The 22,623-nt window shown below is 65.7% G+C and carries 20 protein-coding genes; 8 read left to right on the top strand and 12 right to left on the bottom strand.

Going from position 1 to position 22,623, the window contains the following annotated elements:
• Positions 1-47 precede the first annotated feature (47 nt).
• A complete protein-coding gene (locus AC0J5K_RS05070; RefSeq protein ID WP_274564872.1) occupies positions 48-1,187 on the top strand; it encodes a glycosyltransferase in 1,140 nt (379 codons plus the stop codon).
• Between the two features lie 43 nt (positions 1,188-1,230).
• On the opposite strand, the gene AC0J5K_RS05065 is transcribed toward AC0J5K_RS05070, so the two are convergent.
• From AC0J5K_RS05065 to AC0J5K_RS05055, 3 genes are all read right to left on the bottom strand, one after another.
• Positions 1,231-2,505, bottom strand: coding sequence for an MATE family efflux transporter (locus tag AC0J5K_RS05065; RefSeq protein ID WP_274564912.1), 1,275 nt, complete (start codon positions 2,503-2,505; stop codon positions 1,231-1,233).
• A gap of 73 nt (positions 2,506-2,578) precedes the next feature.
• Entirely contained in the window at positions 2,579-3,085 is a 507-nt protein-coding gene (locus AC0J5K_RS05060) for a PaaI family thioesterase (RefSeq protein WP_048532446.1), read from the bottom strand.
• A 32-nt stretch (positions 3,086-3,117) separates the two neighbouring features.
• Positions 3,118-3,540 (bottom strand): PaaI family thioesterase, encoded by a 423-nt coding sequence (locus AC0J5K_RS05055; RefSeq protein WP_074834786.1) that lies wholly within the window; start codon positions 3,538-3,540, stop codon positions 3,118-3,120.
• Positions 3,541-3,730: 190 nt separating this feature from the next.
• On the opposite strand from AC0J5K_RS05055, the gene AC0J5K_RS05050 reads away from it, so the two are divergent.
• From AC0J5K_RS05050 to AC0J5K_RS05020, 7 genes are all read left to right on the top strand, one after another.
• The gene (locus tag AC0J5K_RS05050) at positions 3,731-4,138 is read left to right on the top strand and encodes a MerR family transcriptional regulator (RefSeq protein ID WP_074834784.1); all 408 of its coding nucleotides are present in this window, start codon (positions 3,731-3,733) and stop codon (positions 4,136-4,138) included.
• A gap of 152 nt (positions 4,139-4,290) precedes the next feature.
• The gene (locus AC0J5K_RS05045; RefSeq protein WP_048532449.1) at positions 4,291-4,692 is read left to right on the top strand and encodes a MerR family transcriptional regulator; all 402 of its coding nucleotides are present in this window, start codon (positions 4,291-4,293) and stop codon (positions 4,690-4,692) included.
• Positions 4,693-4,722: 30 nt separating this feature from the next.
• Positions 4,723-6,498 (top strand): acyl-CoA dehydrogenase C-terminal domain-containing protein, encoded by a 1,776-nt coding sequence (locus AC0J5K_RS05040; RefSeq protein ID WP_274564865.1) that lies wholly within the window; start codon positions 4,723-4,725, stop codon positions 6,496-6,498.
• Between the two features lie 53 nt (positions 6,499-6,551).
• Positions 6,552-6,764 (top strand): hypothetical protein, encoded by a 213-nt coding sequence (locus tag AC0J5K_RS05035; RefSeq protein WP_274564864.1) that lies wholly within the window; start codon positions 6,552-6,554, stop codon positions 6,762-6,764.
• Between the two features lie 316 nt (positions 6,765-7,080).
• On the top strand, positions 7,081-7,722 hold the full coding sequence (locus AC0J5K_RS05030; protein ID WP_274564862.1) for a glutathione S-transferase family protein: 642 nt from the start codon (positions 7,081-7,083) through the stop codon (positions 7,720-7,722).
• A gap of 11 nt (positions 7,723-7,733) precedes the next feature.
• Positions 7,734-8,945 carry an acetyl-CoA C-acetyltransferase gene (locus tag AC0J5K_RS05025; RefSeq protein ID WP_048533881.1) on the top strand — a complete coding sequence of 404 codons (1,212 nt, stop codon included), beginning with the start codon at positions 7,734-7,736 and terminating at the stop codon, positions 8,943-8,945.
• Between the two features lie 29 nt (positions 8,946-8,974).
• Complete coding sequence (locus tag AC0J5K_RS05020; RefSeq protein ID WP_274564860.1) at positions 8,975-11,161, top strand: 3-hydroxyacyl-CoA dehydrogenase NAD-binding domain-containing protein; 2,187 nt, start codon at positions 8,975-8,977, stop codon at positions 11,159-11,161.
• A 152-nt stretch (positions 11,162-11,313) separates the two neighbouring features.
• Here the strand turns inward: AC0J5K_RS05020 and AC0J5K_RS05015 are convergent, their stop codons facing one another.
• From AC0J5K_RS05015 to AC0J5K_RS04975, 9 genes are all read right to left on the bottom strand, one after another.
• Positions 11,314-13,368: a 3'-5' exonuclease gene (locus tag AC0J5K_RS05015; RefSeq protein ID WP_274564858.1), complete on the bottom strand. Its 2,055-nt coding sequence runs from the start codon at positions 13,366-13,368 to the stop codon at positions 11,314-11,316.
• A 4-nt stretch (positions 13,369-13,372) separates the two neighbouring features.
• Complete coding sequence (locus AC0J5K_RS05010) at positions 13,373-13,768, bottom strand: response regulator transcription factor (RefSeq protein WP_048532455.1); 396 nt, start codon at positions 13,766-13,768, stop codon at positions 13,373-13,375.
• 8 nt (positions 13,769-13,776) lie between these two features.
• Entirely contained in the window at positions 13,777-14,289 is a 513-nt protein-coding gene (locus AC0J5K_RS05005; RefSeq protein ID WP_048532456.1) for a hypothetical protein, read from the bottom strand.
• Between the two features lie 6 nt (positions 14,290-14,295).
• Positions 14,296-16,119, bottom strand: a complete 1,824-nt coding sequence (locus tag AC0J5K_RS05000) for a DUF294 nucleotidyltransferase-like domain-containing protein (RefSeq protein WP_274564839.1) — start codon at positions 16,117-16,119, stop codon at positions 14,296-14,298.
• Positions 16,120-16,281: 162 nt separating this feature from the next.
• Positions 16,282-18,069, bottom strand: a complete 1,788-nt coding sequence (locus AC0J5K_RS04995) for a sodium:solute symporter family protein (RefSeq protein ID WP_074834771.1) — start codon at positions 18,067-18,069, stop codon at positions 16,282-16,284.
• 12 nt (positions 18,070-18,081) lie between these two features.
• Entirely contained in the window at positions 18,082-18,342 is a 261-nt protein-coding gene (locus AC0J5K_RS04990; protein ID WP_274564836.1) for a DUF4212 domain-containing protein, read from the bottom strand.
• A gap of 131 nt (positions 18,343-18,473) precedes the next feature.
• Entirely contained in the window at positions 18,474-19,154 is a 681-nt protein-coding gene (locus tag AC0J5K_RS04985; RefSeq protein WP_048533883.1) for an adenylate kinase, read from the bottom strand.
• Positions 19,155-19,159: 5 nt separating this feature from the next.
• Entirely contained in the window at positions 19,160-21,091 is a 1,932-nt protein-coding gene (acs, locus tag AC0J5K_RS04980) for an acetate--CoA ligase (RefSeq protein ID WP_274564832.1), read from the bottom strand.
• A 491-nt stretch (positions 21,092-21,582) separates the two neighbouring features.
• Positions 21,583-22,350, bottom strand: a complete 768-nt coding sequence (locus tag AC0J5K_RS04975; RefSeq protein WP_048532461.1) for a LytTR family DNA-binding domain-containing protein — start codon at positions 22,348-22,350, stop codon at positions 21,583-21,585.
• Positions 22,351-22,623: the final 273 nt, after the last annotated feature.

Raw genomic sequence — 22,623 nt, 5'->3', positions numbered from 1 at the left:
GGGGGCGCTGCTAGGCAGGCGCGGAACCAAGGAAAGGCCCCGCGCCCATGCGCATCTGCATCGTGACCGGTGAGTATCACCTGCCCGGCGAGACCTTCATCAACCGTCATATCCAGCACATCTTCGGCGGCGCGGCGGCGGTGGTCTGCGGCCGCTATCACGGCGAAAATCCCTATGACGTGGCCTGGTTCAACCGGCGCGGCCGCGACATCGGGCTGGCCGACCGGCTGATGATGCCCCTCGCCGTCGGGGTCAACCGGCTGCGCCACGGCACCGGGCGTCTGCCGTTCGGCCAGGCCAAACGCGAGCTGAAGGCCTTTCTGAAAGCGCAGCGGATCGAGGGGATCCTGGCCGAGTTCGGCACCCAGGCGCTGGCGGTGGCGCCGCTGGCGAACGAGATGGGCATTCCCTGCTTTTCCTATTTTCGCGGCACCGATGCCTCCAAGGCGCTGAACCAGGGCAATATCCCCGGCGCCTATGCCAAGATGATGCCGCGGCTGGCCGGGGTGTTCTCGGTCTCGCAATTCTTGCTCGACAATCTGGCGGCGCGCGGCGTCACCCATCCCAATGCGCATGTGATCCCTTCGGGGGTGAACGTGCGGCTGTTCCGGCCCGCCGAGAAACGCCCGCTCTCGTGCCTCGCAGTGGGGCGGATGGTCGAGAAGAAGGCGCCGCTGGTGACCCTCCGCGCCTTCCTGAAGGCGAGCGAGGGGCTGGCGGGGGCGCATCTCGATGTCATCGGCGACGGCCCCCTGCTCACGCCGGCCCGGGCCCTGGTGGCCGAAGCCGGAGCCGAGGCCAGGGTGAGTTTCCACGGTGCCCAGCCGCATGAGGCGGTGCGCGACCGTCTGGCCGGCACCGAATTCTTTCTCCAGCATTCGATCACCGCCGCCAACGGCAACACCGAAGGGCTGCCCACCGCCATCCAGGAGGCCATGGCCTGCGGCTGCCTGACCGTCTCGACCCGCCATGCCGGCATTCCCGAGGCGGTCGACGAAGGCCGCACCGGCTGGCTGGTGGACGAGCACGACGAGGCCGGTTTTGCCGATGCGATCCGCAGCGCCATGACCGCCGGGAACCGCGCCACCATGGCCGCCGAGGCCCGGCAGGTGGCCGAGGACCGCTTTGACAACCGGAAGCTGCTGGAAAAGCTGGAACGGGTGATCCGGGAGACGGTGGCGGGCTGATCCTTCCGCGGCTTCAGCCCCGGTGGCGGCGCGATCAGCCTGCCTACCGGGCGGCGCTTACGGCATGGGCCGCCCGCTCCAGCGCCGGATACCGCGCCAGGAGGCTGAGGCCGCGGGCGGCAAAGGAGACATGCAGCGCCAGCCACAGGCCATGGTTGGCCCAGACCGGGGTCAGCAACCAGACCGCGGCGAGATAGCAGAGTGCCGCCAGCAGCATCATGTTGCGCATGTCGGCCGACCGGGTGGCGCCGATGAAGATGCCGTCGAGCATGGTCAGGCCGATCTGCATCACCGGCGCGGCGATCATCCATGGCAGGAATTCGCGCGCCAGAAGCCGCACGTCGGGGGCCTTGGCCAGGATGTCGATGAAGGCCGGGCCGAACAGCCAGAACAGGAGCGACAGCAGCCCGGCGGTGATCGTCGCCCAGAGCGTGGTGAGCGCGGCGCCGCGCCGGACCCTGTCTACCGCGCCGGCGCCGAAGGCCTGGCCGACCAGCGCCTCGGCGGCAAAGGCGAAACCGTCGAGCGCATAGCCGGTCACGTAGAGGAATTGCAGCAGCACCTGATTGGCCGCCAGTGTGGCATCGCCAAAACGGCCGCCAAAGAGCAGAAAGCTCACCAGGATTGCCTGCAACAGCGCCGAGCGGATCATGATGTCGGCATTGACCACCGCCATCCGCTTGAGCCGCACCCGGTCGAAGACCCGCGCCCAGTCGCGCCAGGACGGGTGACGAAAGGCGGCGCGGCACATCCAGAGCCCCATGGCCAGCCCGCTCCACTCCGCCAGGAAGCTGGCCAATGCCACGCCGCTGACCCCCCAGCCGAGGCCCAGCACGAAGATCACGTCAAGCACCATGTTGGCGCCGTTCATCCAGAGTTGCAGCCCGAGCAGCGCACGCGAGCGTTCCTGGGCGATCAGCCAGCCCGAGATGCCGTAGATGGCGATGGCGGCCGGCGCCGACCAGATGCGGATCTGCATGTAGTCGCGCGCCATTGCTTCGACTTCCGGCGAGGCCGGCGAGACCGCGAAGGCCAGCGGATAGAGCAGCGGCTGAAGCAGGATGAACATCACCCCCGCCGCCAGGCCGATCATCAGCCCGCGGGTGAGCAGCGCCGCCACCTCGGCGCTATCGCCCTGCCCCGCCGCCTGCGCGGTCAGCCCGGTGGTGCCCATGCGCAGAAAGCCGAAGATCCAGTAGACCGCCGAGAGGATCACCGCACCGACACCGACCGCGGCAATCGGTTCGGCGGCGGGGATCTGGCCTACCACGCCCGTATCGACCACCCCGATCAGCGGCGTCGTCATCGCCGCCACCATGATCGGCAGCGAGATCTTCAGCACCCGCCGATGGGTCAGCGGCGCGGGCCCCGGCGCCGGGCCCGTGGCCGGGTCAGTCACGGGGCAGCATCAGGAAGTGCCCGGTCGCCTGGGCATGTGGCCGGTTGCGGTTGTCCTGCCAGGCCTCGGCGTGCACGCTGGCATAGCGCCGGCCCGAACGGGTCACCCGGGCGCGGGCATAGCTGTCGCGCGGCAGGCCCGAGCGCAGGTAATCGACGGTGAAATCGATCGTCTTGGGCAGGCGCGGCAATGTGCCGGCCTCGACCTCCTCGAGCGGCAGGGCGCCGCTTTCCATGTCTTCCCAGATGAACGACCACGACAGGCCGACAATCGCCGTCACCTCGAGAAAGGCCGCCGTCACCCCGCCGTGCAATGCCGGCAGCATCGGGTTGCCGATCAGCTTGTCGTCATAGGCCAGCAGCGCCGTCAACTCGTCGCCGCGCCGGTCGAAGGTGATGCCCAGGTATTGCGCATAGGGAATGCCGCCGGCCAGGGCGCGCAGGGCGGCGTCGCGACGGTGCTTGACCTGTTGCAGGGGTTCACGGCGGTTCTGGGGCATGGGGCGACCTCGGGGTCAGGCGGTTTCGGGGCTCAGCTTTTCTCGACGGTGAAGGCGCCGGTTGCGGTGGCGACCGGCCGGTCGAAATCCTCGTCGTAGGTGGTGGCGCGGACAAAGGCCACCGTCCGGGTGACATGGTAGCATTCCGCCCGCGCGGTGATCGTCTGCCCCGGGGTGGCGGCCCGCATGTAATCGATCCGCAGATCGATGGTGGCGGTGGCGCCGCCGACCTGCGGATGGCTCATCACCGCGGTGCCGCAGCAGGTGTCCATCAGCGCCGAGACCGCGCCGCCGTGGATCACCCCGGTTTCGGGGTCGCCGACAAAGCGGGTGTCATATCCCATGGCGATCTCGGCCTTGCCGTCCGAGACCTCGGTGATCGTCATGCCAAGCTCGCGTGAATGCGGGATGCTGCCGATGAACTGTCGGGCAAAGGAAGTCTTGTCGGTCGGCATGTTCTGTCCTTGCAGTGTTTCCGATTTATGCGCATTCCCGCTCACCGGTTGCAAGCGGCGAGCGGTCATTGCGCCCCCCGCCCTTTTTGGCCTAATCTGTCCGCGGATGGCCCGATGCCCGGAGCGCAAGCCGCCTTGGGGGTGGTGTTTCGGTGTGAGGCAGGCAGCAGAGCAACCGGGGGAATGCGGCATGAGCGAGACAAGGCTCAGCTTCAAGGAGATGTGCGCCAAGTTTGACGTCACACCACGAACCTTGCGTTATTACGAGTATATCGAATTGCTTTCGCCAGAGCGCGAAGGCCGTTCTCGGTTTTACGGCCCGCGCGAAATCGCGCGGATGGAACTCGTCATGCGCGGCCGGCGCTTTGGCTTCTCGCTCGAGGAATGCCGGCAATGGCTGATGATCTACGACCACGAAGGCACCCGCGCGCAGATGCGGGTGTTTCTCGATATGGCCGACCGTCAGCTGATCGCATTGGCCGAGCAGAAAGAACAGCTCGACGCCGCGATGCGCGAGCTGAGCGACCTTCGCAAAGAGACCGCAGAGACCTTGAACGACGGGGCCGAAGCGGCCTCCGGCCCTTTTCAAAGCGGTTAGAATGTTGCGCTGACGTAGGGTGATGCGCAGTGATCTTACGTCACCCTGAAACTGACGTAGCGTTTGGGTTACGTCACCCATTTTTCCCATTGTAGGCAGAGGGTGCGATTTGCAACTGCACCTTGGTCGACGATGATCAACAGGTGCTACCAATGACAGAACAAACGATGACAATCCGCGAGATGTGCGATGAATTCGAGGTCACTCCAAGAACTCTCCGCTTCTATGAAGCCAAGGAACTCTTGTTCCCCAGACGCGACGGGCAGAAACGTCTGTTTTCCCGCCGCGACCGGGCCCGGCTCAAGCTCATCCTGCGCGGCAAGCGGTTCGGGTTTTCGCTCGAGGAAATCCGCCAGCTTCTCGACCTCTACGATATCGGCGATCAGCAGCAGACGCAGCTGCGCCAGACCTACGAGCTTGCCAGCAAGCGGCTTGACGATCTGGAGCGCCAGCGTGCCGAACTCGACGCCAACATCAAGGACCTCAAGGACCAGTTGAAGTGGGGCGAAAAGATGATCGCCTCGATGTCCGCTCACAAGAAGGCCGCAGAATAGCGGCCATGTAAGACCCCCAGGGAGACCCAGATGCCCAGCTACTCACCGCCTACCAAGGATCTGCAATTCATTCTGCACGAGGTGCTGAACGCACCGGCGCAGGATGTGCCCGGCTATGACGAGCTGGATGCTGATTTCACCAGCGCGGTGCTGGAAGAAGCCGGCAAGATCGCGCGCGATGTGCTCGCACCGCTCAACGTGGTGGGTGATACCGAAGGCTGCACTCTGGAGAACGGCGTCGTGCGCACGCCGAAGGGGTTCAAACAAGCCTTCGATCAGCTGCGTGAAGGTGGCTGGACGGCCCTGGATTGTGACCCGGAGTATGGTGGGCAGGGGCTGCCATACCTGGTTCAGACCGCGGTGGGCGAAATGCTGACCGCATCGAACATGGCGTTCCAGATGTATCCGGGCCTGACCCATGGCGCCTATTCCGCCATCCATGCCCATGGCACGGCGGCGCAAAAGGCGATGTACCTGCCGAAGATGGTCACCTGTGACTGGACCGGCACCATGAACCTGACCGAGCCGCATTGCGGCACCGACCTCGGGCTCATGCGCACCAAGGCCGAGCCGCAGGCCGATGGCTCCTACGCCATCACCGGACAGAAGATTTTCATCTCGGCCGGCGATCATGACCTCAGCGACAACGTGATCCACCTGGTGCTGGCGAAAATTCCCGGCGGCCCCGAAGGGATCAAGGGCGTCTCGCTCTTCATCGTGCCCAAGATCCTGGTGAACGACGACGGCAGCCTCGGCGACCGCAACCGCGTCTCGGTCGGCAAGATCGAGGAAAAGATGGGCATCCACGGCAATTCGACCTGCGTGATGAACTACGACGGTGCCAAGGGCTGGCTGCTCGGCACCGAACACAAGGGCATGCGGGCGATGTTCACCATGATGAACGAGGCGCGCATCGCCGTCGGCCTGCAAGGCCTGGGCCAGGCCGCGGTGGCCTATGACAATGCGCTGGCCTATGCAAAGGACCGGCTTCAGGGCCGGGCGGTGACCGGCACGGAAAACCCGGATGGCCCGGCCGATCCGCTGATCGTGCATCCCGACATCCGGCGCAACCTGCTCGACCAGAAGAGCTTTGTCGAAGGCGCGCGGGCCTTTGGCCTCTGGGGCGCCAATTTGATCGACCGGGCGCACCGCAACGATGACCCGCAGGCCGAGGGGCTGATCTCGCTGCTGACGCCGGTGATCAAGGGGTTCCTCACCGACAAGGGCTTTGACTGCACGGTCGCCGCGCAGCAGGTTTACGGCGGCCATGGCTACATCGAGGAATGGGGCATGTCGCAATTTGCCCGCGACGCCCGGATCGCGATGATCTACGAGGGCGCCAATGGTGTGCAGGCGCTCGACCTCGTCGGCCGCAAGCTGGCGCAGGACGGCGGCAAACACGTCATGGGCTTCTTCGACATGGTCAAGGGATTCTGCAAGGAGAACGCCGACGACGCGGATCTCGAGGACTTCGTTGAGCCGCTGAAAGCCGCGTCGAAGGATCTTCAGGCGGCCGGCATGTTCTTCATGCAGCAGGGCATGAAGAACCCCAACGCGGCGCTGGCCGGCAGCCATGACTTCATGCATCTCTTCGGCCATGTCTGCCTCGGGCTGATGTGGGCGCGGATGGCCAAGGCCTCGCAGGCAGCGCTGGCCGCCGGCACCGCCGACCGCGACTTCCACGAAACCAAGCTCGCCACCGGGCGCTATTACATGGCGCGGCAACTGCCGATGACCAAGACGCATCTGGTGCGGATCGAGACCGGCGCGGCGCCGGTGATGGGGCTGGCGGCCGAGAACTTCTGAAAATACGGTGGGGGAACACCCCCCACCCGACCTCTCAGACCAAGGACCGCCCGATGCCCAAACGCTTTCGCCTCACCCGCCGGTTCAACGCGGCAATGACCGAAGACGGCTATCGCCGGCTGCGCCGCTTTGCCGAGGCCGCCGGTCTCGACGAGGGCGAGGCGCTGTCCTTCGTCTTCGAGCATTTCGACAGCATCACCGACAACGAGGCGCTGACCCACAGGCTGCAGCTCTTCAACTCGGACCTGGATGCGCGGAAGCGATGAGGGCGCGGCAGGTGACAGCGACCGGCGCGACAGCGTCCAAGGTCACGCGGGCCCGAACCGCCCGCAGAAAGGCGTATTTGGAAAGAGAAGAAACACGAAAGGGAGGTCCACCCCGTCACCCGGCCCGGACCCGCGGCGGGCTGCTGGCGGGGCGACGGGGCTTCTCCTCTTGCGGTCATCGGCTCGCCAGCCTGTACCGCAGCTTCGAGCCTCGCCGATTAACCTTAACAACGGGTTACCCCCTGCTGCTTCTTCTCTTTGAAAAATACGCCAGTGCCACGCCCGCCAGGGGCGACCAGATCAGGAATGGGAAGACATGACCATGAAACTCCACTGCTTCGGCGAATCCGGCAATGCCTACAAGGCGGCGCTGGCGCTGGAACTCTCCGGCCTCGACTGGACGCCGGTCTATGTCGATTTCTTCAATGGCGCGGCCCGCACGCCGGAATACCGCGAGACCATCAACGCCATGGGCGAGGTGCCGGTGCTGGTGGATGGCGACATCCGGCTCAGCCAGTCCGGCGTGATCCAGTCCTATGTCACCGAAAAGACCGGCAAGTTCGGCGGCGCCACGCCGGAAGAGGCGCGCGAGGTGCTGCGCTGGGTGTTGTGGGACAATCACAAGCTGTCCGGCCAGAACGGCCCGCTGCGCTTCCTGATGAACTTTTTGCCGGAAGACCGGCGCCCGGCCGAGGTGATCGCCTTCATGCAGGGCCGGCTCAAGGCCGCTTACGGGGTGCTCGATGCCCATCTGGCCGGCCGCGACTGGATCGTCGGCGCGGGCCTCACCAATGCCGATCTGAGCTGCTGCGGCTATCTCTATTATCCCGAGCCTTTCGGCTTCGAGCGGGCCGACTGGCCCAATATCGACGCCTGGCTCAGCCGGCTTTCCGAAACACCGGGGTGGAAGCCCCCCTATGACCTGATGCCCGGCTCGCCTGCCGACCGGGCCACCTGAGGAGGATGCACGTGACCGACGCCTATATTTACGACGCCCTGCGCAGCCCGCGCGGCAAGGGCCGCAAGGATGGCTCCCTGCACGAGGTGACCAGCCTGCGGCTTTCGGCCCAGATCCTGAACGCGGTCAAGGACCGCAACGGGCTTGACGGCCATGCCGTCGAGGACGTGATCTGGGGCAATGTCACCCAGGTGGGCGAACAGGGCGGCTGCCTGGCGCGCTCGGCGGTGCTGGCCTCCGATCTTGACGAACGCATTCCCGGCCTCTCGATCAACCGCTTCTGCGCCTCCGGCATGGAAGCCGTGAACCTAGCCGCCAACCAGGTGCGCGGCGGCGCCGGCCGGGCCTATATCGCCGGCGGGGTCGAGATGATGGGCCGCGTCGCCATGGGCAGCGATGGCGCGGCGATTGCCGTCGATCCGTCGCTGGCGATGGAGAGCTATTTCGTGCCGCAGGGCATTTCGGCCGATATCATCGCCACCGAATACGGCTTTTCCCGCGATGACGCCGATGCGCTGGCGGTGGAGAGCCAGAAGCGCGCTGCCGCCGCCTGGCAGGACAAGCGGTTCGACAAATCCGTTGTCGCGGTGCGCGACGTCAACGGGCTGCCGATCCTCGAAGCGGACGAATACATGCGTCCCGGCACCGACATGCAAAGCCTTGGCGGCCTCAAGCCCGCCTTCAAGGACATGGGCGAAACCATGCCCGGCTTCGATGCCGTGGCGCTGATGAAATATCCGCATCTCGAGCGCATCAACCACATCCACCACGCCGGCAATTCCTCGGGCATCGTCGATGGCGCCGCCGCCGTGCTGATCGGCAACAAGGAATTCGGCGAGGCGCATGGGCTCAAGCCCCGGGCCCGCATCCGCGCCACTGCCAAGATCGGCACCGATCCGACGATCATGCTGACCGGCCCGGTGCCGGTGACCGAGAAGATCCTCGCCGACAGCGGGATGTCGATCTCCGACATCGATCTGTTCGAGGTCAACGAGGCCTTTGCCAGCGTCGTCTTGCGCTTCATGCAGGCGTTCGATGTCGATCATGACAAGGTCAACGTCAACGGCGGCGCCATCGCCATGGGCCATCCGCTGGGCGCCACCGGCGCGATCATCATCGGCACCCTGCTCGACGAGCTGGAGCGCAGCGGCAAGGGCGTGGGTCTCGCCACGCTCTGCATTGCGTCCGGCATGGGGGCCGCAACGATCATCGAGCGCCTGTGAGCGCCGTTCAAGGATTTGGGAGAGCCAGAATGACCGATTTTACCCTGCGCAAGGACGCCGATGGCGTGGCCATCATCGAATGGGACGTGCCTGAAAAGAGCATGAACGTGCTGTCCCTCGACGGGCTGGCCGAGCTTGACGGCCATCTCGATGCCGCCCTGGCCGATGACGCCGTCAAGGGCATCGTTATCACCTCGGCCAAGCCGGATTTTGCCGGCGGCATGGATCTCAACGTGATCGCCAAGATGAAGGAAAGCGCCGGCGACGATCCCGCGCGCGGGCTGTTCGACGGCATCATGCAGATGCACGCCATCCTGCGCAAGATCGAGCGCGGCGGCATGGACGACAAGAACAAGGGCGGCAAGCCGGTGGCCGCCGCCCTGCCCGGCACCGCGCTGGGCATCGGGCTCGAGATTCCGCTGGCCTGCCACCGGGTCTTTGCCGCCGACAACCCGAAGGCCAAGATCGGCCTGCCCGAGATCATGGTCGGCATCTTCCCCGGCGCCGGCGGCACCACCCGTCTGGTGCGCAAGATGGGCGCCATGGCGGCCTCGCCCTTCCTGCTCGAAGGCAAGCTCTCGGATCCGAAAAAGGCCAAGATGGCCGGGCTGATCGACGAGGTGGCGGATGATCCCGTCGCCGCCGCGAAAGAGTGGATCCTGTCCGAGCCGAAATTCGTCAAACCCTGGGATGAAAAGGGCTACAAGATCCCCGGCGGCGCGCCCTATCACCCGGCCGGTTTCATGACCTTCGTCGGCGCCTCGGCCATGGTCAACGGCAAGACCAAGGGCGTCTATCCGGCCGCCAAGGCACTGCTTTCGGCGGTCTACGAAGGCGCGCTGGTGCCCTTCGACACCGCGCTCAAGGTCGAGGCGCGCTGGTTCACCAACGTGTTGATGAACCCGTCGTCGGCGGCGATGATCCGCTCGCTCTTCATCAACAAGGAAGCGCTAGAGAAAGGCGCCAACCGCCCCGAGGCCCCCGACCAAAAGGTCAAGAAGGTGGGCGTACTGGGCGCCGGCATGATGGGCGCAGGCATCACCCTGGTCTCGGCCCTCGCCGGCATCGAGGTGGTGCTGATCGACCAGAAGCAGGAAGCGGCGGACAAGGGCAAGGCTTATACCGCCGATTACATGGACAAGGGCATCAAGCGCAAGAAAGCCACCGAAGAGAAGAAAGCGGCCACGCTGTCGCTCATCACAGCCACCACCGATTACGCCGCGCTCGAGGGCTGCGACCTGATCATCGAGGCGGTGTTCGAAGACCCCAAGATCAAGGCCGAAGTCACGGCCAAGGTCGAAGCGGTGATCGGCGACGACTGCATCTTTGCGTCGAACACCTCGACACTGCCGATCACCCAGCTCGCCAAGGCCTCGAGCCGCCCCGAGCAGTTCATCGGCATTCACTTCTTCTCGCCGGTGGAAAAGATGATGCTGGTCGAGATCATCAAAGGCAAGCAAACCGGTGACCGCGCGGTGGCCAAGGCGCTGGATTATGTCCGCCAGATCCGCAAGACCCCGATCGTGGTCAATGACGCCCGCTTCTTCTACGCCAATCGCTGCATCATCCCCTACATCAACGAGGGCATGCGCATGGTCAAGGAGGGCGTCTCCCCGGTGCTGATCGAGAATGCCGCAAAGATGCTCGGAATGCCGCTCGGCCCGCTGCAACTGGTAGACGAGACCTCGATCGATCTCGGCGCCAAGATCGCCCGTGCCACCCGGGCGGCGATGGGCGACGCCTATCCCGATGGCGAGGTCGACGAGGTGATCTTCTGGATGGAGGCCGAAGGCCGGCTCGGCCGCAAGACCAAGGCCGGATTCTACGATTATGACGCCGCCGGCAAACGCCAAGGGCTGTCGGAAACGGTCAAGGCGCAGTACCCGCAGGCCGCGGATCAGCCCGATCTGACCGAGGTGCAGCACCGTCTGCTCTTTGCCCAGGTGCTCGAGGCGGTGCGCGCGCTCGAGGAAGGCGTGCTCGAGGACATCCGAGAAGGCGATGTCGGCGCCATCCTCGGCTGGGGCTTTGCGCCCTGGTCCGGTGGCCCGTTCAGCTGGCTCGACATGATCGGCGCGCCTTATGCCGCCGAACGCTGCGACCAGCTGGCCGAGGCGCATGGCGCGCGCTTTGCCTGTCCCGATCTCCTGCGCGAGATGGCCGCCAAGGGTCAGAGCTTCTACAAACGTTTCGGCCCCGCCGCCCGGGCCGCCTGACCCAAGTCGGGGCGGGCCATCCCACAGGCCCGCCCCGCGCAAATGCCTCGGAACACCCTCGGTTCCGCGCGCGCCGCCCCGAAACAGGAGGGCAAGCGCAGCGCCTGCATGGCGTGATGGCAGCCCCTGCACGCCCCCCACGTGCCGCCGGATCAGCGCCGATAAAGCCGCATCTGCTTCTTCATCTCGTCATGCACCTGGCCAAAGCTGTCAAACCCCTGCGCTGACAGTATCCCGAGCATTTTCACAAAGACCCTGCCGGTGGCCAGCGCATCGCCCATCGCGGTGTGGCGCTGCTCCTCGGGCAGGATGACGCCAAGCCGGGCACAGAGCGCATCGAGCCTGTGCTCTTCGGTCAGACCGAAAAGCACGGCCGAAAGCAGCACGGTATCCAGAACCGGGTTGTCGAAGCGGCGCCCGATCGCATCCGCGTGCTTGTGAAAAAACGCCATGTCGAACGGTGCGTTATGCGCCACCAGCACCGCGCCGCGGGCGAAATCGTGCAACTGGCGACCGGCCTCGGCAATCCCCGGGGCGCCCGCCACCATCGCTTGCGTGATGCCATGCACCCGGGTCGAGGCCGCGGGAATGCTGCGGCCGGGATCGACCAGCATCTCGAGCCGCTCGGCCTCCAGCAGCCGTCCGCCCACCACCCGCAGCGCCGCAATCTGCACGATCTCGTCGCCCTGGCTGGGCAGCAAGCCGGTGGTCTCGGTGTCAAACACCACATAGGTCAGCTCGTTCAGCCGCCGGTCGGCCAGCGGCGCGGCGCGGGATTTGTCGAAAAGCGCGAAATCATAGACCGCGCCGCGCAGGCCCTGCGCGCCGGTCTCTTCCACACGCGGCAACGGCAGGCAGAGCCGCGCGTCCCCCCGGGCTCCGTCCTCCGGCCAGACATCGGTGCCGTGATGCGCCAGCACCCGTCGCCCGGTCAGCTCGGGCTGTGCCGGGTCGAGCGGCGCGGCAAGCCAGTCCTCCAGCGCGCCAAGGGCCACTGGCCTGCCCTGCCAGCTCAGCGTCACCAGCGCTTCGTCCGGCGTCGCGCCCGGGCCCAGCGCCACCGCGACCGAGGCGCCATGGCCCTGCGCCACCACCTGCCCGGCCAGCCGTGCCAGCAGCGTCACCATCATGAAACCGTCACAGAGCACAAAGAGCCGCTGGTGATCGGTGCCGAAGGCCAGCCCGTCGCCGCGCAGCCTTGCGCGCAGGCTGTCCATCAGGTCGCGCGCGGCAATCTCCGAGCGCGGCCAGTGGTTTTGGGCAATCTCGTTGTAGCGCTGGCCGAACGTGTCGACCGCCTGCGCCAGATCACGGGTCTCCTGCTGAAACGCCTGCTCCAGCGGATCCGCCCCGGCGCGGCGCAACCGGCTCAGGGTGTCGAGGTTGGCGGCCTTGCGGCGCATGTCCTCGATCATCTCCGACAAGAGCGCCTCGCGCTCGGCGTGCAGGCCGATCTCGGCGGTGACGTCGCGCAGGGTGAGCGCGTAGCCCCCGGCCTGCGCCGCGCCCTGTCCAACCAGCCGCATCGTCACGGTGAACATCGCCCGGCCGTCCGGGGTGGCGGCAAGAAACTGGGTTTCCTGTTGAGTCGCGCCCGGCCGGCAGAGACGGTCATGGGCATGCCGCAGGGGCCCTTCGCGCAGGCAGGCCGTCACCGGCTGATCGAGCCGCGGTGCGTTGCCGGCTTGCAGAAGATCGCGGGCAACGGAATTGTAAAACACCACCATGTGATCCGCCGAACAGAGCAGGATGCCGGCGCTGACATCGGCCAGCAGCGCCTCGAGCCGGGCCTTTTCCTCGGCCAGCCGGGTGGTCTCGCGTTCGATGGCCCGGGCAAGGTCGCCCCGGGTCTCGGCAAGGCGCGCGGCAATGGCCTGGGCGGCGGGCGCCAGATCGCCGAGGTAGCGGGCGCTTTCCGGGTCCGGCAGGCGGGTGTCCTCGGCATGGGCCAGCACCCGCATCTGCGCCGCCAGTGCCTGCATCGGGCGGGCCAGGTTTTCGTCGAAGAGCCGCCAGATCCAAGTCACCAGCCCCAGCACCGCAAAGCCCGCCACAGCGCCCGCCAACACGAAACCGGCCGGATCGCGAGGCGCGCTGGCACGGGAAAAGCCCAGCCAGAGACCGCCGGCGATCAGCGAGAGGCTGGCCAGCGCCAGCAGGACAAAAAACAGAAAGACGCGCAGCCGCAGGCTCTTGCGGGCAAGCATCGGGTCACGCCTCCCTTGGCCGCGCCAGAAGCGCCGCGACCTGTGCCTGAAGCTCCGACATCTCGAAGGGTTTCGACATGAAGCCATCCGCCCCCAGCGCCAGCGCCTTGCGCCGTTCGATATCGGCACCGCGCGCGGTGAGAATGAGCACGCGGGTGGCATCGAGCGCGTGGCTGGCGCGGATGTGCTGGCAGATCTCGTAGCCCGAGGCCCCCGGCAGCGTCACATCAAGCAGCACCAGATCCGGCGCCAGCCCCGCCACCTCTTGCAGGGCCCGGTGGCCGTCGTCGATATGGGTCACCTGGTGGCCCATCTTCTCGATCAGGAATTTCAGCGCCAGCGCGATGTTCTGCTCGTCCTCCACCAAAAGGATGCGCGCGCCTTCCGTGCTCCCGGTCATCGGTCCCCCTACCCGCAGGCCGCAACGATCAGCGGGTCGTCGGTGGCCATCTGCTCCCAGCTATCGCTGATCATGGCACCCTCCTCGCCATAGGTCACCTGTTCGAGCCGCGCCTGCGCCGGGCGAGCGCAATCCACCGCGATCCGGACGCCCACCGCCGCGCGCCAGCGCTCCATCAAATAGAGATCGGCGATGCGCTGCTGCGGCACATCCGGGTTGCGCCGGATCGAATTGGTGTCGAGCGCGGCAAAGCGCGGAACCACCGGCAGCGCATAGGTCCAGGGCCGATACCAGTCACGGCTCTCGCTGGCCGCCACCACCACGACGCCATCGGGCAATTGCGCCGCGCTGCGGGAGAACCAGTTGTATTCGTTCCAGATTGAAAAGGCGATCATCACCAGCGCCGCGCCGGCAATCGTCCAGGAGCGCGGAATGCGCCCCCGGGTCAGCCGGCTGAGCCCGTAGATCAGGCCGCCGCCGGCGAGGCCGGCAAAGATCGTGGCTAGAAGTTCATAGAACATGAGCTGTCATCCCAGGGTGCCGCGGCCATGGCCGAGGGCGGATTGCATGGTGCGCACGACGACAAAGGCGTCGCGCAGGTGGCCGCGTTCGAAATCGGACAGGCTGGTCGGGGCCATGAAATTGTCAGGCGCGGCGCCGTGCTTGATCTGACGGGCCTGATGTTCAAGCCGGCTCTGGGCAATCAGGTCATAGGCGGCAATCAGGTCGCGCGCGCCGGTGGCCGAGATCACCTGCGCCTGTTGCGCCGCCAGAAGCCGTGCCCTCGTATTGGTCGGGCCGAGCCGGCCGGTCAGGGCATAGACCCGCGCCAGATCGACGACCGGCACGACGCCGTTGTGCTTGAGGTCGATGGTGTCCTTGTGCTCGCCCGAGCGGATGGTGGCAAAGCCCCGCAACAGGCTGAGCGGCGGCACGTGTTTCAGCGAATTCGACACCATGTGGCTGACAAAGATCGAATTTCCCGCCGCCCGCGCCAGCGTCTCGGCCTGCAAGTCGGCAAACAGCCGCGCGTCGCCGGCAATCGGCCGCAGGTCGAACATCACCGAGGCCAACATCTGCGCCATGGGGTCGGGCGTGGCCACCCAGGCGGCGAAATAGCCGCGCCAAGTGGCGACCGGCTGCCGCCAACGCGGGTTGGTGGCCATCATCTCCCCGGGGCAATGGTAATACCCGCAGGCGTCGAGCCCGTCACAGACAAACCGGGCCAGCGCCGCGAAATAGGCGTCATCTTCGGGCTGTGCGCTGTCGTCCAGGAACAGGCAGTTGTCCTGATCGCTGACCCCGGTCTGCTCGCGGCGGCCCTGGCTGCCGCAGGCCAGCCAGAGATAGGGCACCGGCGGAGGGCCGAGCGCCGCCTCGGCCATTTTCAAGAGCCGGCGGGTCACCGCATCGGCGATATCGGTGATCCGCCGGGTCACCACATCATGCGGCTTGCCGGTGGCCACCAGCTGCGCCAGCACCTGCGGGATCAGCAGGGTGAAGCCGCCAAGCTCGTCGACGCTCTCGGCAAAGGCGATGTCGCTGACCACCACCGCCGCGCCGATCGCCTGTTGCCGGGTCAGATCGGTCTGGGTGATGATGCCGTGAAAGCTGCCGGCTTCGGTCACCGGCACATGGCCGATCCGCCGCTCGAGCATCAGGTGCAGCACGTCCGACCCCAGATCGTTGACGCTCAGCACCGCGGGATCGGGCGTCATCACCCGGCTCACCGGGGTGTCGCCCGGCAGGCCTTCGGCCAGCACGCGGGTGGTGAAATCGCGGGTGGTGAGAATGCCCAGCAGCCGCCCCCCCTCGACCACCCCGATCGACGACACCTTGGCCTCGCGCAGCATCGCGGCGGCCTGCTGCACGGTGGTGTCGGGCGGGCAGGACAGCGGATCGGGCGCCATCAGGTAGCCGACCCGCATCTCGGCCAGGTCGCGCGCGGCGGCCCGGCGCGGCCGGACGCGATCGAAATAGCGGGCAAAGGCCCAGTCCTCGCGCAGCAACGTCTCAAAGAGCGCCGCCGGCAGTATGAGCAGGCGCACCGCGGTCTTGGCGCGGGCCGAGGTGACGGCGTGCCGGTCGCGCAGCAGACCACGTTCGCCAAAGGAGTTGCGCGGCCCCAGTGCCGAGACCTGCACGCCGTTGGCATCGGAAATCGTGACCTCGCCCGAGACGATCAGACAAAGCCCGGCCAGCACCTCGCCCAGCGCATAGATCGGCGCGCCGGGCTGAAAGCCGGCGGGCGTCATCGCCGCCGCCACCTGCGCCAGCCGGTCCGGCGCCATGGCGTCATAGGGGTGGACCGATTGCAGGAATGCCAGCGTGCTGGTCGTCTCAAGGGCCATGGGCGCCTCTGGTTGTGTGTCGGGTCCGGTTCGGGGCATGTCCGGTCGCCCCGCCTTGCTCTGGATCAAGGCTTACAGCAAATGACGGCGGCGCGCCCGGGAAACCGAGGCACGCCGCCAGAGGTCGGCCCGATATCGCGGGGGATACCGGGCCGCACCATCTCAATGGCCTTCGACGGCCGCACCTGCGCCACGCGGCACACGCACGCTTTCGACCAGTTCCTGGATGTGCTTCGGCGGTTCCGCCGTGAGCTTCGACACGAGGATCGCGGTGCCGAAGTTCAGCAGGGCGCCGATCGCCCCGAAGGAGGTCGACTTGACCGTGCCGAGCAGCGGATCGGCGTCGGTAAAGCTGTTGGTGTCGGGGATGAAGAACCAGCCCTTGTGCAGGAAGATGTAGACCAGCGTCACCAGCAGGCCGACCAGCATGCCGGCAACCGCGCCGGTGTTGTTCACCCGCTTCGAGAAGATGCCCATCATCAGCGCCGGGAAGATCGAGGCCGCTGCGAGGCCGAAGGCCAGCGCCACGGTCTGCGCCGCAAAACCCGGCGGGTTGAGCCCCAGGTAGGTCGCCACCGCGATGGCCACCGCCATGGCGATCCGAGCCGACATCAGCTCGGCGCGCTCCGACATGTTGGGCGTCAGCTGGCCCTTGAGCAGGTCATGGCTGACCGCCGAGGAGATCGCCAGCAGCAGGCCCGCCGCCGTCGACAGCGCGGCCGCAAGACCACCGGCAGCGACCAGACCGATCACCCAACCCGGCAGGTTGGCGATCTCGGGGTTGGCCAGCACCAGGATATCGCGGTTGAAGTTGGTCAGCTCGTTGCCGTCCCAGCCATTGGCCGCCGCACGTTCCTGCATTTCGGGGTTGGCATCGTTGTAGTACTGGATGCGCCCGTCGCCGTTCTTGTCTTCCCAGCCCAGCAGGCCGGTCTTCTGCCAGGTCTGCATCCAGGCATAGGTCTCGTCGGTTTCGATCTGTTCGACCGAGACCGCCTGGCCTTCGGTGCCATTGGGCCAGAATTGCTCGGTGATGTTCAGCCGCGCCATGGCGCCGACCGCGGGAGCGGTGAGATACAGCAGCGCGATGAAGATCAGCGTCCAGCCGGCCGACCAGCGCGCGTCCGACACCTTGGGCACGGTAAAGAAGCGCATGATCACATGCGGCAGCCCGGCGGTGCCGATCATCAGCGACAGGGTAAAGAGCACCATGTTGAAGGTGTCGCCATGGTGCGCGGTGTATTCGTTGAACCCGAGCTCCTGCACGATCTGGTCAAGCTTGGCCAGAAGCGGCTCGCCGCTGGCGGCGTGATCGCCAAAGAGACCCAGCGCCGGGATCGGATTGCCGGTGAGTTGCAGCGAGATGAAGACGGCCGGGATCGTATAGGCCATGATCAGCACGCAGTATTGCGCCACCTGGGTGTAGGTCACGCCCTTCATGCCACCAAAGACCGCATAGGCAAAGACCACACAGGCGCCGATCAGAAGGCCGGCGGTGTTCGACACCTCGAGGAAGCGGCCAAAGGCCACGCCGACGCCGGTCATCTGGCCGATCACATAGGTGGTCGAGGCGACGATCAGGCAGATCACCGCCACCATGCGCGCGGTGGGGCTGTAGAACCGGTCGCCGATGAACTCGGACACGGTGAACTTGCCGAACTTGCGCAGATACGGCGCGAGCAGCAGCGCCAGAAGCACATAGCCACCGGTCCAGCCCATCAGGTAGGTGGAATTGTCATAGCCGGTAAAGGCGATGAGGCCGGCCATCGAGATGAAGGAGGCCGCCGACATCCAGTCGGCCGCCGTGGCCATGCCGTTGGTGACCGGGTGCACGCCCCGCCCCGCCGCATAGAACTCCGAGGTCGAGCCCGCCCGGGCCCAGATCGCGATGCCGATGTAGAGCGCGAAAGAGGCGCCTACGAACAGCAGGTTGATGGTAAATTGATCCATGATCTCCGTCCCTTATTGCTCGTCAACGCCGTGTTCGGCATCGAGCTTGTTCATCCGCCAGGCGTAAAAGAAGATCAGCGCCAGGAAGACGATGATCGATCCCTGCTGGGCGAACCAGAAGCCCAGGTCGGTACCGCCGACCGGGATGCTGCTGAGCATCGGCCGCAGCAGAATGCCGAAGCCGAAGGACACTAGGGCCCAGATGACCAGGCAAATCTTGACGAGGCGAATATTCGCCTGCCAGTAGCCATTGTTTTCAGAGTTGTCCGACATGTCGGTCTCTCCCCTCTCTCCAAAGCATCCGGCCACCATGGCGCGGACGCACCTTCCCTGTGCGCGGGCGGCCGAGGCCCCCCGCGTTGCTCCAACGCAGATTGTGCGTAGGTTGGTCTGTCGCCCCGGCCCTAGCGGGCCTTGGCGACAATCTCTTCGAGCGCGGCGGCGATGGCGCCGATCTCGCCCATGGCATCGACGCGCTTCAGCACGCCCTGGCCGTCGTAATAGGCAATCAGCGGCGCGGTCTGCGCGTGATAGGCGGCAAGCCGCGACGCCACCGTTTCGGCATTGTCATCGGCCCGGCGCTTGAACTCGGTGCCGCCGCATTTGTCGCAGATCCCGGCCTCGACCGGCTGCTTGAAGCTGTCGTGATAACCTTCGCCGCAGTCGGCGCAGGTGTAGCGGCCGGAAATCCGCGTCACCATGGCCGCATCCTCCACTTCGAGCGAGATCGCGGCGGTGATCTTCTGGCCGCTCTCATCGAGCAGCCGGTCGAGCGCCTCGGCCTGCGCACTCGTGCGCGGGAAGCCATCAAGGATGACGCCGCGCGCGGTGTCGGGCTCGGCCAGCCGGTCGCGCAGGATGGCGATGACGATCTCGTCGGACACCAGCCCGCCGGCCTCCATCACCGCCTTGGCTTGGCGGCCGGCCTCGGTGCCGGCGGCCACGGCGGCGCGCAGCAGGTCGCCGGTCGAGAGTTGCACCAGCCCGAAGGTCTCTTCGAGCTTGCGGGCCTGGGTGCCCTTCCCGGCGCCCGGAGGCCCGAGAAGGATCAGAACGGCGGGGCGGGTCTGCACAGAAGCCTCCATGCCCATCAGTCCCGGTTCATCCGGTTGTCGATCAAATCATCGACGACCGACGGATCGGCCAGCGTCGAGGTATCGCCCAGCGCGCCATAATCGTTCTCGGCGATCTTGCGCAGGATGCGGCGCATGATCTTGCCCGAACGGGTCTTGGGCAGGCCCGGCGCCCATTGGATCAGATCCGGGCTGGCGATCGGCCCGATCTCCTGCCGGACCCAATCGCGCAGCTCCTTGCGCAACGCGTCCGTCGGTGCATCGCCCGACATCAGCGTGACATAGCAATAGATGCCCTGCCCCTTGATGCTGTGCGGATAGCCGACCACCGCGGCCTCGGCGACCTTGGGATGCGCCACCAGCGCGCTTTCGACCTCGGCGGTGCCCATCCGGTGGCCCGAGACGTTGATCACGTCGTCGACACGGCCGGTGATCCAGTAATCGCCGTCCTCGTCGCGGCGGCAGCCGTCGCCGGAGAAGTAATAGCCCTTGTAGTCGGAGAAATAGGTCTTTTCGAACCGCTCGTGATCGCCCCAGACGGTGCGCATCTGGCCCGGCCAGCTGTCGGCGATGACCAGGACGCCCTCGACGCCATTGCCGGTGATTTCCTCGCCGGTCTGCGGATCGAGCACCTTGGGCTCGATGCCGAAGAACGGCTGTTGCGCGGCGCCGGGTTTCAGCTCGTGCGCGCCGGGCAGCGGCGTCATCATGTGGCCGCCGGTCTCGGTCTGCCACCAGGTGTCGACGATCGGGCAATTGCCCTTGCCGACAACCTCATTGTACCAGTTCCAGGCCTCTGGGTTGATCGGCTCGCCCACGGTGCCCAGAAGGCGCAGATCACTCAGGTCGCATTTCTCGACAAACTCCGGCCCCTGCCCCATCAGCGCGCGGATGGCGGTGGGCGCGGTATAGAACTGGTTGACCTTGTGCTTTTCGCAGACCTGCCAGAAGCGGCTGGCATCCGGGTAGGTCGGCACGCCTTCGAACATCAGCGTGGTGCCGCCATTGGCCAGCGGCCCATAGACGATATAGCTGTGGCCGGTGACCCAGCCGACATCCGCCGTGCACCAGTAGATATCGCCATCGTGGTAGTCGAAGGTGATCTCATGCGTCATCGCGGCGTAGACCAGATAGCCGCCCGAGCAATGCACCACGCCCTTGGGCTGACCGGTGGAACCCGAGGTGTAGAGGATGAAAAGCGGATCCTCAGCGCCAACCTCGACCGGATCGAAGCTGTCGGCGGCATCCTTGGCCAGCGCGGTATAATCGTGATCGCGGCCGTCGTTCCAGGAGGACTCGCCGCCGGTGCGCTTGACCACCAGGCATTTCACGCTGTCCTTGCATTGCGCCAGCGCGGCATCGGCATTCGATTTCAGCGCCGTCTTGCGGCCGCCGCGGGGGGCCTCGTCCGCGGTGATCACAACCTTGGCGTCACAGCCATTGACCCGTGCACCCAGCGCATCGGGCGAGAACCCGGCAAAGACGATGGAATGGATCGCGCCAATGCGGGCACAGGCCAGCATGGCATAGGCCGCTTCGGGGATCATCGGCAGGTAGATCACCACCCGGTCGCCCTTGGTCACGCCCAGGTCGGTCAGCACATTGGCCATTTTGCAGGTGTTGGCGTGCAGCTCCCTGTAGGAGATGTGCTGCGCCGGCTCCTCCGGGTCGTCCGGCTCCCAGATGATGGCGGTCTGGTCGCCGCGGGTCTCGAGATGGCGGTCGATGCAATTGGCCGAAACGTTCAGGGTGCCGTCGTGATACCATTTGATGTGAATGTCGCCGGGGGCAAAGCTCACATCCTTGACCTGGCTGTAGGGTTTGATCCAGTCGATGCGCTTGCCCTGCTCGGCCCAGAACGCCTCCGGATCAGCAACCGATGCGGCATACATTTCCTGATATTTCGCTGCGTCGACATGGTACTGGCGTGCGGAATGATCGTTGGGCATGTGGTCCCCCTTTTTTCCCTGTGCCGGGGCGCAGCATGGCTCCTCCATGCGCCCCGATGAACAACGTCGCGGCAAGTTTACAGAGGATTGCGGGAATTTGATGCGGGTCACTCAAGCTTAAGGCTTTTTCTGTAAAGAAATCGACAGGCGGCGCTGTCAATCAGTAAATTTTTGTGCCGTTGCAGCGAAAAATGCCGTTACGTCAGATGCTTGCATTTTTGCCCGCGCCGACAGGAATTAGTAAATTTCCGCTCGGCCGCCAGATTTGGGACGCTAACAATCTTGCGCGATGCCTGCGACAAATTTGCAGGCGTGTCGCCGCCGCGTCCCGGCCATGCCATCCGGGGCGGAAAAACCGCGACTATGGTCTCATGACCGCCGATTTGTGATCACATCAGTGATTCCCTGCGAATCCGGGCCGTTCCAGCAGGGCCGGCCGGCCCCTCGGGCATTGCCCGGCGCGACAACAGCGGTCCGGAGCGCACTTGTGATCACGCCGCCGCTTTCTGTTTCAGCGCGGCGCGCACCTTGTCGGCGTAGCGCGCGCTGACCGGCAGCTCGCGGCCGTCCGTCAGACGCAGGCGCAACCGCCCTCCCTCGCGGCAGAGCCGTTCCATATGTGCCGTCATGACATAATGCGAGCGATGCACCTGAAGCCCGGCGGCGCCCTTGAGCTCGGCCAACGCGTCCGACAGGCGGATCAGCACCAGATGCGAACCAAGCGGCGTGGTGACCTCTGCATAATGGTCCTGCATCGAGATCGAGATGATATCGTCGCCCAGCGCCGGTGGCAGGCGTTTGTGAAAGACGGTGCGCCGGGTCGGCGTCTCTTCCGGCGCGCTGGCCTGACGCCACTCAAAGAACTCGACGGTCCCCACGGCCCAGCCGATCAGTGCCACCTGCATCCAGATCACAGGCAACGCCTCGGCCGAGATCATCGCCGGGCGGAACACGCCGTAGACAAAGATCACCACCGCCGCCCCCGGCAGCCCGGCCAGCACCGCTCCGATGCCAAGGCGCAACAGCCTGGGCATCCGGCCCAGATAAGCCGACTTGAGCGCCGTGGTCTGGAACACATGCATGAAAAACCCGACGCCGGTAAAGACCACGAGCCAGAACACCAGCCTCTGGTTGAAGCTCATGTACTCATAGGTTCCGAAGGGCCCGGCCAGGGTCATCACCAGCACCCCGCCAAAGAACGCGATGATCTTGCGTTCCCAGTCGATGGAGGCCCAGATCTCTGCCAAAGTTTCACGCATCGTGAAATTTGACCCTAGGTAACTCACGAAATCCAGCAAAAATTTACGAAGATTAACTAGGCCGATCCGGGATTCGGGCGTTTGATACCTGAGCCTGCCGCGATATTCAGGGGGGAGCGTTTCTTACAGTTCTTTTGCGGGTCTTCGGACCCATTACCAAACCGCCGCACCTTTGAAGGTGCGTGTTCTAGAGCGGGCCGGCCTGGATGGCGCAATGACCCTGGGGGAGTTGCACCACCGAGGCCGGCCTTTCCTTTTGCAGCGCGGTCTATC

Source organism: Marinovum sp. E3, from assembly GCF_055755275.1.
The sequence above is the reverse complement of the archived record's forward strand: the minus strand, read 5'-3'. Positions and strand labels throughout refer to the sequence as shown.